Below are 13,374 nucleotides of genomic sequence, written 5' to 3' on the forward strand. Positions count from 1 at the left end.
AGTGTTTATTTTAAGGAGGAAAAAAATGAAAATACTTTTAGTTAATGATGATGGAATAAATGCAGAAGGTATTCAAGTTTTAGCTAGAGAACTTGAAAAAGAGCATGATGTCATAATAGTAGCCCCAGAGGAACAACAAAGTGCTAAAAGTCATTCAATAACTATTACAAAACCTATAGTAGTTAAAAGGGTTAACCTTAAGGGAATTAAAGCTAATTCATATAGTATTTCTGGTTCTCCAGCAGATTGTGTAAGAGTTGCTTTTGATAGATTATTAGATGAACCTATTGATTTAGTAATATCAGGAACAAATATGGGAGGAAATTTAGGAACAGATATTCTTTACTCAGGTACTGTTTCAGCAGCAATTGAAGCTAATATATATAATAAACCTTCAATTGCAGTTTCAGCAGAAATGAAAGATGGGGAAGGATGTTATGAATTAGCAGCTAAATATACAATGAAAATATTAGATAAAGTAAATCATAGGTTTATGGAGAGTAATACTGTATTAAATATAAATACTCCTTGTGTTGATGATGACAATGATATCAAGGGGATAAAGGTTTGTAGAATTGGAGGAGTTATTTACGATTATTATTATGCCGAGGAAAATAGTGAAAAAGAAGAAATATCACTAGTTATAAGTGGTAGAAGAAAAAAAGAACTTGCAAAAGGTACAGACAGATACTATTTAAGTCAAGGCTATATAACAATTACACCTCTTCAATATGATTTAACTAATTTCAAGTTAATAGAGGAAGTTGAGGATTGGCTTTAAAGAAAGATAAAGTGGAGATTTAAACTCCACTTTATTTAATTCTCGATACTTTCCATATTACTCCTGTATTTGGAAGCCATTCTTCCTCTTCTCCTTCAGCGCCTATTCCAAAGTCAACAATATACATATATTCATAATTATCGAATACAACATCAATAGGTCTTTCCAGACCTCCACTACCAGTCAAACTTGCAGGACAACCAGATTTATTTATTGCAAAATCTGATACTTTTTTTGTATTCATATCAATTTTTGAAACTCTATGGCCCACACATGGTAGCGGTTTTCCACCAGTTGTTTCAGGAGCTTCACTTCCAAATAAAGCTATGTATGCATCTCCTAAAGGACCAAAATCACAATTATAGTTAAAATCAAATCCCATATTTGCTGCATGATTAGGAAAACTCACAAATGATTTAGGAGGGACCATTGGATATTTTGCCAGTAGAAATTCCAAAGGGGGTGCATTTTCTGGTTTAAATATTGGCAATGTAACAGGATATCCTCCTGAATAATCAGGCCATCCATACCATATGCCAGGTTTAATCAATTGAAATTCATCAGGACAATTATCAATAGGCCTGCTGCCTCTAACATCTGCTCTATGATTCGTACAAAATAGTCTACCATACATATCAAATTTTAGTCTAAATGGATTCCGAAGTCCTCAGCAGACTAATTCTAAATCTGAACCATCAGGGTTTGCTCGCATTATACTACCACTTGCTTTTTTAACACCTTTTATACATTCACAAAAAGTACTAGGTACTCCTACTCCAAAAGGTGAATAAGCACCTGTACATGCTATGTCGATTTCTGGATTTCCTAAAATGTTTTCTGTGGCAAAATTTTCACCTTTAAGTATTATATCTTCTCCTGGATAGTCATGAAATTGAGGATGATTTTTTAACCACACAGTATTATCTAGACCTACTACTCCAGAGTTTGTGGCAGTTCCTTGTCCAAAGTACATTTTCCCATCATGGCTAAACATTACTTGGTTATTGTGATGATCCCCCCAGCTAGGTAATCCACTGATAATATCTTTTGTTTTTCCACTTCTATCAATTGTAGTTATTTTTCCTCTATGGGAAACATATATTTTCTCCTCAAAATAGTTTATTCCTGTAAGTGGAGGATTAAAACCTTCAGCAATAATTTCGAACCCATTTGAAGTTAATTTCAACACTTTTCCATTTCCATCAGTAACTCCTGAATCAGCAAGATACATTTCATTTTCTTCTGTAATTATTAAATTTATAGGTGTTGTTAAATTAGTGGCAAAAACTTCAATTTTATAATTTTTTGGTACTTTTATATCCTCTGGATTTACATATCTATTCATTTCTATCCTCCCAAATTAAAATAATATTGTTATTAAATATATGCAAAAGTGCATAAAAGGTTAATTTATTTAATCTAAGAACAGTTATTTGTTATATTCATAAATATATAAGGGGAGGTATCATTTAATATGAGTACTAAGTTGATTGTATTAGGTAGTTTTATGGCTATTATAGCTTTCATATTCCAAATTATACCCGTATTATTTTCTGAAGCATTTATCTTTGTTACTGTTTTAAGTGGAATTCCTATATACATTAGTGCTAGAAAAAAACCTATTATTGGTTTACTAACTTACATAGTTGCAGGTATTTTGGTAGTCTTATTAAGTGTGCATGAAGGGTTTTTTTTCTTTTTTACTAATGGAATAGTAGGATTATCTTTAGGAATATCAAATTTTTATATTGAGAAAAGCATTGTTAATGGAATCATAGGAGGAATCATTTTAACTATATCATTAAGTATTATGACCTTTGTATTCGGGATAAATATATTTGGAAAAGAGTTTTCCTTCCAGGTACTAGTTCAGTTAATTATATTAACTATATTTTCATTATTTTATTGTCTCATATATAATAAATTTTCAAATTTTGTGTTTAACAAAATAAATGAAAAAATGTAAAGCACGATGTTTTCATGTATTTCCTTTATATCAACTCATTTAATTTTACTAATTTGAAATTAATAAAAATTTGGAGAGTGGCTAGAATAGATAAATTTTGGTATAATGAATTTTGTATGAAAGATCAAATAATATATAATAAGGGGGCTTTATGATGAAATCTTTAAAGGGAACAAAAACAGCAGAAAATTTAATGAAATCTTTTGCAGGAGAATCGCAAGCTAGAACTAGATATACATACTATGCTTCTCAAGCAAAAAAAGAAGGATATGTTCAAATATCTAATATATTTATGGAAACAGCAGAAAATGAAAAAGAACATGCTAAGAGATTTTTTAAGTTTTTAAGTAAAAGTTTAGAAGGAGAAGCTGTAAATATAAATACAGCATATCCAGTTGCTCTAGGAGATACAAAATCAAATTTATTAGCTGCAGCAGAAGGAGAAAAAGAAGAATGGACTTCAATGTATCCTGAATTTGCAGATATAGCAGAAAAAGAAGGATTCCCAGAAATAGCTTATGTATGGAGAGAAGTTGCAGAAGCAGAAGAACGTCATGAAGCTAGATATAGAAAATTATTAAGTAATATAGAAAATAACAAAGTATTTGAAAAAGATGAAATAGTAGAATGGAAATGTAATAACTGTGGGTATATCCATAGAGGAAAATCTGCACCAGAATCATGTCCAGCATGTGCTCATCCTCAAGGATACTTTGAAGTGTTTGTTGAAACTTACTAGAAATGAAACTGTAGGGGCTTTTAGCTTCTACGGTTTTTTTATGTTTAAAAAATATTTAAATATAAAAAATAAATGGTATAATAAAAAAGATTTATAAAAGAAAGTGGAGGTAGAAATGAATATAACAATAATTGGAGTAGGGAAAATTAAAGAAAAATTTATGCAAGAAGGTATAAAAGAATATTCAAAAAGGCTTTCTAGATATTGTAAGCTGAAAATAATAGAAGTAACAGATGAAAGTGCACCAGAAAATTTAAGTGAAAAAGAAATTGAAATAATAAAAGAAAAAGAAGGGAAAAGAATACTTAGTAAACTATCAAATAACTCTTATATAATATCCCTTGATATAAAAGGAAAGAATTTCTCCAGTGAAGAATTTTCAAAGAAAATTGAAGATATAACTCTAGGTGGAACAAATGATATAACATTTATCATAGGAGGCTCATTAGGCCTTTCAGAAGAAATATTAAACAAAAGTAATTTTAAACTATCCTTTTCAAAAATGACCTTTCCTCATCAACTGATGAGAATAATATTATTGGAACAAATATATAGAGGATTTAGGATAATGAAGGGTGAACCGTATCATAAATAGTGGACAAGCCCTATTTACCCAATATTTATGCCTAAGGGGCTACTATAAACTATGATTAAATGGTATTATGTATATAAGTATATTTATGAGAAGTAAAGAGAATTTATATTTTAGGAGATTAAGTATTGTGAAAAGATTTAAGAATTCATTTATTATGATTAGTTTATTATTAATATTATTAGTTTTAGCATCTTGCCAAAATAGTATGATACAAGAGCCAGCCATTAAAATATCATATGATTCTAAAGAATTAAAGCCAATTTATTATGGAGATAGAAATAGTAAAGAGAAAGAAGATATTGAAGAAGGGATAAAAAGTTTTATGGGTGGTAAAAATTTATTGAATTGCCAATGATTGATTTTGGAGAAAAAATTGAAATTGAAGCTCTGAATTTTGAAACAACTGAATTTGAAGTTTATGATTACATCGTAGATGAAAGAGGTAATATTGTTTCTGATTATGACATAAATCCACTTATATTAACTTCAGTAGAAGACGGAAATATAGAATTTATATTTGAGAAAAGTGAAGACTTGGAAAGATATTATGAGTATATGGTCGAAGAGAAATCCATACATTGCTTATTGATTAGAAGTAAGATAAATAAATCTTCTTTTGCATTCGCAACACTTGTATTAGGTCAGAGTAAATAATAATTATTTTTAGTTAATTAATTTTATAATTAAGACGCTTTCTTTATATATTGTGCACTAAAGATTATTTATATATTCTATATGATAAGGGGGACTATATTTTGGTTATTTTAATTGGTGGAGCCAGCCATACGGGTAAGACTTTAATAGCTCAAAAATTACTTGAGCGATATAAGTTTCCATACTTATCACTAGACCATTTAAAAATGGGTCTTATACGAGGAAGAGATAACTGTTCTTTTACAGTAAATGATAGTGATGAATTAATTGCAGAAGAATTGTGGCCCATTGTTAAAGGAATAATAATGACCGTTATAGAAAATCAGCAAAATTTAATTATCGAAGGCTCCTGTTTGTTGCCTCAAAATATTTTGGAGTTACACAGCTATTATTTAAAAGATATTATATATTTTTATATTATTTTTTCAGACAAATATATAAAAGAAAATTTTGAATCAGAAATTATTGCTCATAGATGTGAGATAGAGAATAGAAAGTACAATGAAGATAGAACAATTGAACAATTTATTCTTGAACATAAAAATCTGAAATCGTTGTGTAAGATAAATAAAGCAACTTATTTTGAAATAAATAGTAACTATGAATCAGAAATTGAACAAATTTATAGTTGGCTTGATAATAGGGTAAGAAAATTAATTTAAGCCACAGCATATAAAAAAATAAGTAAATTAAAAATTCAGACTTAATAATGATATAATATATTTAAATCAATTATAGCTATGAGTGCTGATTATTTTATTACAAATAATATTAGATTAAAAGGTATATGCAGTAAAGAGGATATAGAGGTAATAATTATAGAAAAAAGGAATTTAAGTGAGTATGAGCTAGCTCCTGACTTTTTAGATATGTTTAATATTTTTGAATCTGATAAATTGGGTGAACTCTATTATTATAAAGAACAGGATAATCTGCATAAGAAGCTGCTATAAGTAAAATAATTATGATATAATAAATAAATATATACTGTTAAACAAATATCATGCAGGGAGGAAATACTATTGCCTGAAATATCATCTTTTTACGGAATAAAGGTAACAATGTATTATAATGACCATTTACCACCTCACTTTCATGCAAAGTATGGCAATGCTGAAGTGTTGATAGATATACAAAATGGTGTTGTCTTCAAGGGATTCTTTCCTGCGAAACAGTTAAAATTAGTTCTTGCATGGTGTGAGATTCATAAAAACAAACTAATGGAAAATTGGCATCTTGCTAAAAGACATGAGATGATAAAAAGAATTGAGCCATTAAAGTAAAGGAGGGAAACTTTTATGAATTATAAAGTTATTCAGGTTATCCCAACTAGAGATTTCAAGGTGTATATTTACTTTATAGATGGAAAAATTAAACTTTTTAATGCTAGGGAACTAATTCAAAAGGGGGTATTTAAACAATTACAGGATATAGATATATTTATGAATACATGTACCGTATTAAACGATACATTAGCGTGGGATTTATCAGGAAATTATGACCCTACTGAATGTTTAGATATAGACCCAATTACTTTATATAATGAATGTCCAGAAGTTGAGGAACCAGATATAGCAATTTCATAAAGGGTTAGATATAATAATTAATATAAATGATTTGCAAAACCAGTAGGATTAGTACAATAAAACCTGCTGGTTTATTTATTTCGATAACTAATCTCCCATTTTATTAGAAATATCTATTATCAAATAAGTTTTGCCAGTAGAACTGATACGGTGAACCGTATCATAAGTAGTAGGAAACTAGGGCCCCTAAATGTGGCTGTAATAATTTGTTATTTAATGGTATAATATTTGTATTGACTATGTGGTATAAGTAAAATTATGTTCATTAATGAGAATTTATAATAGAGGAGGTGTAGCATGAAATTAAAAGTTAAGTTTTATAATGACATAAATGATAAAGATTTAAAGTTTGCTGTAATTATGGCCAGATATGATGGTAGATGGATATTTTGTAAACATAAAGAAAGAGAAACTTATGAAATTCCTGGTGGTCATAGAGAACCAGATGAAAATATAGTAGATACTGCAAAGCGTGAATTACAAGAAGAGACAGGAGCAATTAATTTTGAAATTGAACCTATTACAGTATATTCAGTTACAAGAAGGAATTGTGTTAATAGTAATGGAAATGAAACTTTTGGAATGTTGTTTTATGCAGAAGTCCATTCTTTTAAAAATACATTAGAATATGAAATTGAACAAATTGAATTTTTCAATAAAATACCAGCAAATCTAACCTATCCAGAAATTCAACCTTATTTATATAATAAAGTGATAGAAATAAAGGGCGAAAAATAAGCGTGATTTTACTGGTTGTTAAGACACATCGTTTATATTATATGTGATAAACGAAAATTACCTATTAGTATGATATAATTAAAATAGTAATCAATTCTATGATTAGGAGGGATAATATGGCTAAATCCAACGATATAGGTTTAATGGATAAGGACAAGTTATTGAAGATTTTCGATTATCTAAATGAACGGTTGAAAGAAAATCAATTACAACTTGAGATAACAATTTATGGTGGTTCTATTATGACTATGGTTTATGACAATAGACCTGCTACTAAAGATATAGATTGTATTTTTAATGAAACAAACTCTAAATTGTTAAAAAATATATTAGACCTTACCAAATATGCTTTTAATCTTTCCGATGATTGGATAAATGAAGATATTAAAGAGCCATTAAAATCTCTTTTAAAAGAAGATAAAGAAACATATAAAGTATATTCTAATTTAAAAATATTAAAACCTAAAGCTGAACAATTACTTGCTATGAAAGTGCTAGCTGCTAGACCAGAGCCAGCTAAAGATTTTATAGACGCTTATATATTGTGTAAAGATTTGAATATTACTACTAAAACAGAGCTTTTAGATATAGTTTCAGATTATATCCCCCTTACACTTTTAGGAGAGAGACAAATAAATTTCATTAAATATTTAGGAGAGGATTTAGGTTATGATTGGGAATAAATACTTAAAGGATTTATTTGAGTATCCAGATGAGAATACAAGTATAAATCAATTATTAGAATTATTAAAATCTAAAGATATAAAGTTTATAAATAGTTTATATGAGTCAATAGATATAGATAACTGTAATGATGAAGAAATAAAGTATTTAATCAAAATATCAGCCTTAATAGATTACTATTTGCAATTACATGACATAGAGGTTCCTGATTGGTTAAGAGATGAAAGATTAAGATTTGAAAAACCTTATTTTCATTCTAAAAGAATAAGTGATTTTGAGAAAGTGAAATTACAATATATTAATCCTTCTCCCTTTAAGGCAAGGAATGTTTATTTTGATTTGCATGGTATTGAAAGAATTTAAATTAATTTAAATATAATTTTAAAGCAGTAGATTATTTCTATAATAAATCTACTGCTTTAATTCTATGGTATTATATTTATTACCAAATACATCCTATTTATTTTGCGAGTAGAACTGATACGGTGAATCGTATCATAAATAGGACAATCTATGTTTTGTAGATTAATGTTATAAGAGGTGAACAGGAGTGAAAATTGAATCAATAAATCAGTCTAATATTGACATTGCTTCTATTGTATTTTCTGAAAGCTGGCAGTATTCTCATAAAGGAAAAAATGAAAAAACAAATTATTTTTTGAGGTGAGAAAGTTGAAATATACTGAAAACGAATTTATATTAAAGACAGTTACTGAGGATTTACTTAAAAATGTTTTAAAGATTTATGATACAAATGAAGAGTATTTTAAAATTTCAATGAATGGAAAACCTTCAATTGAATCTGTTATTGAAGATAAAAATGATATACCACCAGGCTCAAATTTGCAGAACAAGAACTACAAATTAATATCAATAAATGGTGAAGATATCGGAATTATAGATTATATAATGAATTATCCAGATGAAGATGCAATATATATAGGATTATTTATAATCCATGGAGATTTTCATAGACAAGGATACGGAAGGACATTTATTGAGGAGTTCACAGTGAAGATGAGAAAAAAAGGATATCGTAGATTAAGATTGGGTGTGCTAAAGCAAAACAAAAGTGGATTTGAGTTTTGGACAAGAATGGGATTTAAAGTAGTAAAAGAAGTGGTCAGCACAATTCATCCTGAAAGGAACTGGGAAATCAAAGTTATGGAAAAAATAATTTAAGTAAAAAAGGGATAGAGAGTAAGTTATCTTATATCCTGCGAGTAGAACTGATACGGGGAACTGTATCATAAGTAAGTGGATGAGCTATGTTTTGTATATTAGTATTTAGTAAAGTTATCAGAAGCTATAATAAATTACTATTTAATGGCATAATGTTTATATTAGATATTTCGTATAGGTATAACTATGTAAATCAAAAGGAGAAAGTGATGATTTAGAAACTTGATTTAAAAGATATAGAAACAGTAAAGCATGTGATGAAATTTTTTATGGATATCATATAAATAACGTTCTAGCAAGGATGATTTCATTTAAAATTATTGGGAGTATTTTAGATATACACAAAGTTGCAATATTCCTCACTTTTTTAGGAAGAGTATTGTAGATAAATTGATTAACTTTTATAGAAGGAATTGAAAATAATATAAATAAAATTATTGTATGTACTGGAAAGAGAAATTTACCTGCCATAAATTTATATCTAAAAAATGGTTATAACAAGAAAAGTGATATTGAAATTGGAAGTGGGATTTATATAACGGAGTTTGAGGAAAAATTGAGATAAAAAATCATGGTTGTTTAATAATTAAAAATATGATGTAAGCTCTTTAGCAGATTTGAAAGATAATCTGCTTTTATTATAAATATTTACGGAAAGTATGCTTGACATTTATCTTTAATCATAGTATATTGATAATGTAAAGCTAACTTTACAAATAGTACGAAAGAGGTGTTTTTCTTTGTGAAGAATAGATTAGAAGAAATTAGAAAACAAAAAGGAATCAAACAGGAAGAACTTGCTTTAGCTTTAGAAGTTTCAAGACAAACAATAAGTTCATTAGAAAATGGGCGGTATAATCCGTCTATAACGTTAGCTTTTAAAATAGCCCGATATTTTGATATGTTAATTGAAGAAATTTTTATTTATGAGGAGGAAAAATAATGTTATGTAAGACGATTAAAAGCAAAAGATTCTGGCCTATATTAATTGTTATAGGTATGGTGCTATTAGTATTCGGCATAGTATCTTCTATAAGGTTTCCAGATGATGCACACAATATGAATATGCTTATGGGTATGTTTACTGGCATGGGTAGTGCATTTATAGCTATTGGAATAGTTAAATTAATTCATTATAAAAGAACTCCAGCTGAAAAACTAAAACAAGAACAAATTGAATTAAATGATGAAAGAAACATTGAGATACTAAGAATTGCTTATGCCATTGCAAACGTCATAGCAACAATTTTATTTATAGTAATGGCATTTACATTTGTTTGGCTTGACTATCGAATTCCAGCGTTTTTTTCTATAGGAGCAATGTGTGTTCAAGTGTTAGCATTTTCTATAGCATATAAATATTTTAATGGTAAGATGTAAGTTAAAGGAAGATAAAGTAGCTTTTTTTGATTTACGGAGAATACTTAAAAAATTATCAAAACTATAACAAATTTCTATTTAATGGCGTAATGATGATATTATTTAAAGTATTGATAATTTATATTTTGAGGTGGTATAGAAATGTTTTTTGATACGACGGATTTGAAGAATCAAGAAATTTATTTGCATCTATATAAAACCGCTGATGAAAACATCGAAAAAGAATATGTTCCTGCATATTATTTTAAGATTGTCAGATGTGATGATAATACTGAAGTAGGCCAGTGTGATTTACGTGTTGGTCATAATGACAATACAAGATATGGCGGAAATATAGGCTATGAAATTTATAAGCCTTTTAGAGGGAATCACTATGCCTTAAAAGCTTGCAAGTTGTTATTTTTGTTAGCAAAGAAACACCAAATGAAAGAAATTATTATTACATGTTCGCTAGAAAATATCGCGTCCAGAAAGACCTGTGAATACTGTGGAGCTGAATTAATTGATATTATTGATGTACCAACGTGGCATGAGCTGTATAAAAGTGGACAAAAGAAAACCTGTCAGTATATCATAAGATTATGATTATAGTTTATATTTGAAGTTTAGACTCATTATTTTCATATTATGTATTAGGGAGAAAATGGTATTATGAATTACCCAGTACATATTGTTGCTGTTAGTGGATTAATAGAAAATGATGAAGGGAAAATACTCCTAGTGAAAAGTCCTGATAGGGGATGAGAGATTCCAGGAGGGCAAATCGAAATAGGTGAAAATCTCATCAATGGATTAAAAAGAGAGATAAAAGAAGAAAATAGGATGACTATAGAAATTGGGAAATTAATAGCAGTTCATTCAAATATAGGGGAGATGTTTCAGCGTGATGGGATTAGTCCTATTGGAACAATTGTAAGTTTTGGATTTACTGGTAAAGCAATTTCAGGTGAATTGACAACAAGTGACGAAAGCCTTGAAGTAAATTAGTTTGATAGAGAAAAAATATTAGATGTAATTGATGGAGAATTTACGAAATATAAAGTCAGATATATGCTAAATTATGATGGAAGAGTTGTATATCTTGTATTTTCTCGTAATCCATATATTTTCCATGAGGTGCAGTATCTTTAAATAATAGTAGAAAAGTGTACTACATGATAATCTGGAGGATGATATTTAGTAAAATGATTATACAAGAAAATATTTGCATAAGGACAATTGAAAAACATGATGTGGAGGAAATATATGAATAGAATTCATAAAAAGTACGCGAAAAATATCAAGAGTTTCAATTTCGATCATTTTACCAACTTCAAAACAAATATGAAAAAGATGGTTTTTGTTCTTATAAATTTCAAATGTTAATTGCTCAAGAAGGGAAAAAGTTAATAGGTCTTATATATATTAATTTTTATTTGAAAACTACCCGATAGTAAGAATAGAAGCAGACACTGATGCGGAAAATGTTGCTGCTCAAAAGGTTCTTGAAAAAGTTGGTTTTACTAAAGAAGGAACATTGAGGAAATATCGTTATCATCATGGATTTTATCATGATTCATATATATAGTTTTGTAAGATGATTACAAATTTTAAATAATATTTTGAATGAAAGGGTGGTAACGATTTAATGTTATAATATTTATATAAGGTATGTCATATAAGTAGAAAGACATTATGGGGGTATTGTTATGAAAAAATTAACAGTTATTGTTTTATCAATAGTAATTATTTTGATATCATGGGGGTATTTATCCATAAGACCTACTTTAAAGGGGTTTTATCAGAGTGAAGTGAATGGTTATCATATTCAAGTGCTTATTCGTGAAGAAGATAATAGTTTTGTTGAATGGATTGATAATAGGGAAGTTGATAGAGGAACTTACAAAAAATCTGAAAACAATTCATATAGAATTAAGAGTAACAAGCAAAGCTTTGAAATCACATTAAATGATGATAATTCTTTTGATATAGTTGTAGATAAATTAAATGATGGAAAACCGATTAATATGAAAAATATTAGCACTGATGATATCCCCATTAGTTTTTGGGATAAATTTGATGATGTAGATGAATATAAAGCTCTATTAGATTAACAGCAGATATTCCAATTAGCCATACTGTAGCAAGTAACCTTAGCTACGGCTATAGTTTTTTGTATTGTTTTATTTCATTCTATTAATTAAATATATCTATTAGCAAATAAGCTCTGAAAGTAGCACTAATATAATGGAGTATATCATATTAGTAGATGAGATATGTTGAATAGCATAATATTTATGTTAGTTATGCTGTATAAGTTGAAAAATACATACTAACTAAGACAATGGAATAAATAAAAATCAGCATTTGGGGCACTGGTTTTTACCTATTAAAGAAATGTTTTAGTTAATAAAAATTTTGGAGGAAAACATGAATACGTTAAAAAAGGGAAAAAGCACCTTAAAAATTTTAGCATTATCAGGAGTATTGGAAACTATTTTTTATCTGACACATGTGGTAGCAGGAAGAATGATTTGGAAAGATTATAATCCGATTGCCCAGCCAATTAGTGATTTAACAGCAGATACTGCAATTAGTCATACTGTAGCAAGTAACATTAGCTATGGTTATAGTTTTTTTAATATGGTTTTTTGCATTGTTTTGTTAATTTATTTCAAAAAAGAAGTAAAAGTGAATAAAACTTTTTATACTGGATTGGTTATTAAGGCTGTTGCAGAATTGTTATCTACGTTTGGATACAAACTATTTCCTTTATCTGATACAGCATGGAGCAATAGTTTTCAAAATACCATGCATTTTGCTATAACGGGAGTTATTGTAATTGGTTACATTGTTTTAGCAATACTGCTTACTATTGGACTAGCTAAAACAAAAAAATACCCAGGAATGACAAGGTTTATGGCTTTATTTAGTACTGTGTTTATTGTTTCAGGATTTATGACAGTAGTTGCAGCAAATGAATTTCCTCAATATGCAGGTCTAGTTGAGAGAGTTAATCTTTATTCATTGATGACATCAAACGTTGCATTAGCATTATGGATGTTTAATATAAATACAAAGGAGGGATAG

Annotated in this window: 21 protein-coding genes and 1 pseudogene; 20 read left to right on the top strand and 2 right to left on the bottom strand. The window is 28.3% G+C overall.

The genetic code is table 11. The features are described from left to right. Positions 1-25 precede the first annotated feature (25 nt). A complete protein-coding gene (surE, locus tag NSA23_RS11970; protein ID WP_042678923.1) occupies positions 26-781 on the top strand; it encodes a 5'/3'-nucleotidase SurE in 756 nt (251 codons plus the stop codon). A 31-nt stretch (positions 782-812) separates the two neighbouring features. On the opposite strand, the gene NSA23_RS11975 is transcribed toward surE, so the two are convergent. Both NSA23_RS11975 and NSA23_RS11980 read right to left on the bottom strand, forming a co-directional pair. Next, positions 813-1,415, bottom strand: coding sequence for a PQQ-dependent sugar dehydrogenase family protein (locus NSA23_RS11975; RefSeq protein WP_222704698.1), 603 nt, complete (start codon positions 1,413-1,415; stop codon positions 813-815). A 33-nt stretch (positions 1,416-1,448) separates the two neighbouring features. Then, positions 1,449-2,126: a PQQ-dependent sugar dehydrogenase family protein gene (locus NSA23_RS11980; protein ID WP_222704697.1), complete on the bottom strand. Its 678-nt coding sequence runs from the start codon at positions 2,124-2,126 to the stop codon at positions 1,449-1,451. A gap of 129 nt (positions 2,127-2,255) precedes the next feature. Between NSA23_RS11980 and NSA23_RS11985 the strand changes: the two genes are divergently transcribed. The 19 genes and pseudogenes from NSA23_RS11985 to NSA23_RS12070 all read left to right on the top strand — a co-directional run bounded on the left by NSA23_RS11985 (position 2,256) and on the right by NSA23_RS12070 (position 13,374). Further along, positions 2,256-2,747 (top strand): hypothetical protein, encoded by a 492-nt coding sequence (locus tag NSA23_RS11985; protein WP_042678922.1) that lies wholly within the window; start codon positions 2,256-2,258, stop codon positions 2,745-2,747. Positions 2,748-2,901: 154 nt separating this feature from the next. Then, complete coding sequence (gene rbr / locus NSA23_RS11990; RefSeq protein ID WP_042678921.1) at positions 2,902-3,486, top strand: rubrerythrin; 585 nt, start codon at positions 2,902-2,904, stop codon at positions 3,484-3,486. A gap of 115 nt (positions 3,487-3,601) precedes the next feature. Then, a complete protein-coding gene (gene rlmH / locus NSA23_RS11995; RefSeq protein ID WP_042678920.1) occupies positions 3,602-4,081 on the top strand; it encodes a 23S rRNA (pseudouridine(1915)-N(3))-methyltransferase RlmH in 480 nt (159 codons plus the stop codon). Between the two features lie 127 nt (positions 4,082-4,208). After that, positions 4,209-4,436, top strand: coding sequence for a hypothetical protein (locus tag NSA23_RS12000; RefSeq protein WP_042678919.1), 228 nt, complete (start codon positions 4,209-4,211; stop codon positions 4,434-4,436). Further along, positions 4,427-4,735: a hypothetical protein gene (locus tag NSA23_RS12005; RefSeq protein WP_147524964.1), complete on the top strand. Its 309-nt coding sequence runs from the start codon at positions 4,427-4,429 to the stop codon at positions 4,733-4,735. The genes NSA23_RS12000 and NSA23_RS12005 overlap by 10 nt, the downstream gene beginning before the upstream one ends. Positions 4,736-4,836: 101 nt before the next feature. Next, positions 4,837-5,397 (top strand): 2-phosphoglycerate kinase, encoded by a 561-nt coding sequence (locus NSA23_RS12010; RefSeq protein ID WP_042678917.1) that lies wholly within the window; start codon positions 4,837-4,839, stop codon positions 5,395-5,397. 360 nt (positions 5,398-5,757) lie between these two features. Continuing rightward, a complete protein-coding gene (locus tag NSA23_RS12015) occupies positions 5,758-6,018 on the top strand; it encodes a DUF4160 domain-containing protein (RefSeq protein ID WP_042678915.1) in 261 nt (86 codons plus the stop codon). Positions 6,019-6,033: 15 nt separating this feature from the next. Beyond that, a complete protein-coding gene (locus tag NSA23_RS12020) occupies positions 6,034-6,321 on the top strand; it encodes a DUF2442 domain-containing protein (RefSeq protein WP_042678914.1) in 288 nt (95 codons plus the stop codon). A gap of 297 nt (positions 6,322-6,618) precedes the next feature. Continuing rightward, entirely contained in the window at positions 6,619-7,059 is a 441-nt protein-coding gene (locus NSA23_RS12025; RefSeq protein ID WP_042678913.1) for an NUDIX hydrolase, read from the top strand. A 116-nt stretch (positions 7,060-7,175) separates the two neighbouring features. Next, the gene (locus NSA23_RS12030; RefSeq protein WP_050069695.1) at positions 7,176-7,742 is read left to right on the top strand and encodes a DUF6036 family nucleotidyltransferase; all 567 of its coding nucleotides are present in this window, start codon (positions 7,176-7,178) and stop codon (positions 7,740-7,742) included. Then, a complete protein-coding gene (locus NSA23_RS12035) occupies positions 7,729-8,106 on the top strand; it encodes a hypothetical protein (protein WP_042678912.1) in 378 nt (125 codons plus the stop codon). Before NSA23_RS12030 ends, NSA23_RS12035 begins: the two co-directional genes overlap by 14 nt. Before the next feature lie 309 nt (positions 8,107-8,415). Further along, positions 8,416-8,925, top strand: a complete 510-nt coding sequence (locus NSA23_RS12040) for a GNAT family N-acetyltransferase (protein ID WP_050069694.1) — start codon at positions 8,416-8,418, stop codon at positions 8,923-8,925. A gap of 742 nt (positions 8,926-9,667) precedes the next feature. Beyond that, positions 9,668-9,868 (top strand): helix-turn-helix transcriptional regulator, encoded by a 201-nt coding sequence (locus NSA23_RS12045; RefSeq protein WP_042678911.1) that lies wholly within the window; start codon positions 9,668-9,670, stop codon positions 9,866-9,868. Further along, the gene (locus tag NSA23_RS12050) at positions 9,868-10,305 is read left to right on the top strand and encodes a hypothetical protein (RefSeq protein WP_042678910.1); all 438 of its coding nucleotides are present in this window, start codon (positions 9,868-9,870) and stop codon (positions 10,303-10,305) included. Before NSA23_RS12045 ends, NSA23_RS12050 begins: the two co-directional genes overlap by 1 nt. A 141-nt stretch (positions 10,306-10,446) precedes the next feature. Continuing rightward, positions 10,447-10,890 (top strand): GNAT family N-acetyltransferase, encoded by a 444-nt coding sequence (locus NSA23_RS12055; RefSeq protein ID WP_042678909.1) that lies wholly within the window; start codon positions 10,447-10,449, stop codon positions 10,888-10,890. Positions 10,891-11,052: 162 nt separating this feature from the next. Next, entirely contained in the window at positions 11,053-11,292 is a 240-nt protein-coding gene (locus tag NSA23_RS12060) for an NUDIX hydrolase (protein ID WP_222704705.1), read from the top strand. 433 nt (positions 11,293-11,725) lie between these two features. After that, a pseudogene (locus NSA23_RS16785) lies at positions 11,726-11,872 on the top strand (GNAT family N-acetyltransferase); the annotation flags it as partial. 121 nt (positions 11,873-11,993) lie between these two features. Then, positions 11,994-12,398, top strand: a complete 405-nt coding sequence (locus NSA23_RS12065; RefSeq protein ID WP_042678908.1) for a hypothetical protein — start codon at positions 11,994-11,996, stop codon at positions 12,396-12,398. Between the two features lie 316 nt (positions 12,399-12,714). Further along, positions 12,715-13,374 carry a DUF998 domain-containing protein gene (locus NSA23_RS12070; protein WP_042678907.1) on the top strand — a complete coding sequence of 220 codons (660 nt, stop codon included), beginning with the start codon at positions 12,715-12,717 and terminating at the stop codon, positions 13,372-13,374.

Origin of the sequence: Anaerosalibacter massiliensis, assembly GCF_024623155.1 — a bacterium.
Classification (GTDB): Bacteria; Bacillota; Clostridia; order Tissierellales; family Sporanaerobacteraceae; genus Anaerosalibacter; species Anaerosalibacter massiliensis.

Excerpts from the sequence above, each read along its gene's own strand:
- surE (WP_042678923.1), top strand. The coding sequence starts at position 26 with ATGAAAATACTTTTAGTTAATGATGATGGAATAAATGCAGAAGGTATT.
- NSA23_RS11975 (WP_222704698.1), bottom strand. The coding sequence starts at position 1,415 with ATGTATGGTAGACTATTTTGTACGAATCATAGAGCAGATGTTAGAGGC.
- NSA23_RS11980 (WP_222704697.1), bottom strand. The coding sequence starts at position 2,126 with ATGAATAGATATGTAAATCCAGAGGATATAAAAGTACCAAAAAATTAT.
- NSA23_RS11985 (WP_042678922.1), top strand. The coding sequence starts at position 2,256 with ATGAGTACTAAGTTGATTGTATTAGGTAGTTTTATGGCTATTATAGCT.
- rbr (WP_042678921.1), top strand. The coding sequence starts at position 2,902 with ATGAAATCTTTAAAGGGAACAAAAACAGCAGAAAATTTAATGAAATCT.
- rlmH (WP_042678920.1), top strand. The coding sequence starts at position 3,602 with ATGAATATAACAATAATTGGAGTAGGGAAAATTAAAGAAAAATTTATG.
- NSA23_RS12020 (WP_042678914.1), top strand. The coding sequence starts at position 6,034 with ATGAATTATAAAGTTATTCAGGTTATCCCAACTAGAGATTTCAAGGTG.
- NSA23_RS12025 (WP_042678913.1), top strand. The coding sequence starts at position 6,619 with ATGAAATTAAAAGTTAAGTTTTATAATGACATAAATGATAAAGATTTA.
- NSA23_RS12030 (WP_050069695.1), top strand. The coding sequence starts at position 7,176 with ATGGCTAAATCCAACGATATAGGTTTAATGGATAAGGACAAGTTATTG.
- NSA23_RS12035 (WP_042678912.1), top strand. The coding sequence starts at position 7,729 with ATGATTGGGAATAAATACTTAAAGGATTTATTTGAGTATCCAGATGAG.
- NSA23_RS12050 (WP_042678910.1), top strand. The coding sequence starts at position 9,868 with ATGTTATGTAAGACGATTAAAAGCAAAAGATTCTGGCCTATATTAATT.
- NSA23_RS12055 (WP_042678909.1), top strand. The coding sequence starts at position 10,447 with ATGTTTTTTGATACGACGGATTTGAAGAATCAAGAAATTTATTTGCAT.
- NSA23_RS12065 (WP_042678908.1), top strand. The coding sequence starts at position 11,994 with ATGAAAAAATTAACAGTTATTGTTTTATCAATAGTAATTATTTTGATA.
- NSA23_RS12070 (WP_042678907.1), top strand. The coding sequence starts at position 12,715 with ATGAATACGTTAAAAAAGGGAAAAAGCACCTTAAAAATTTTAGCATTA.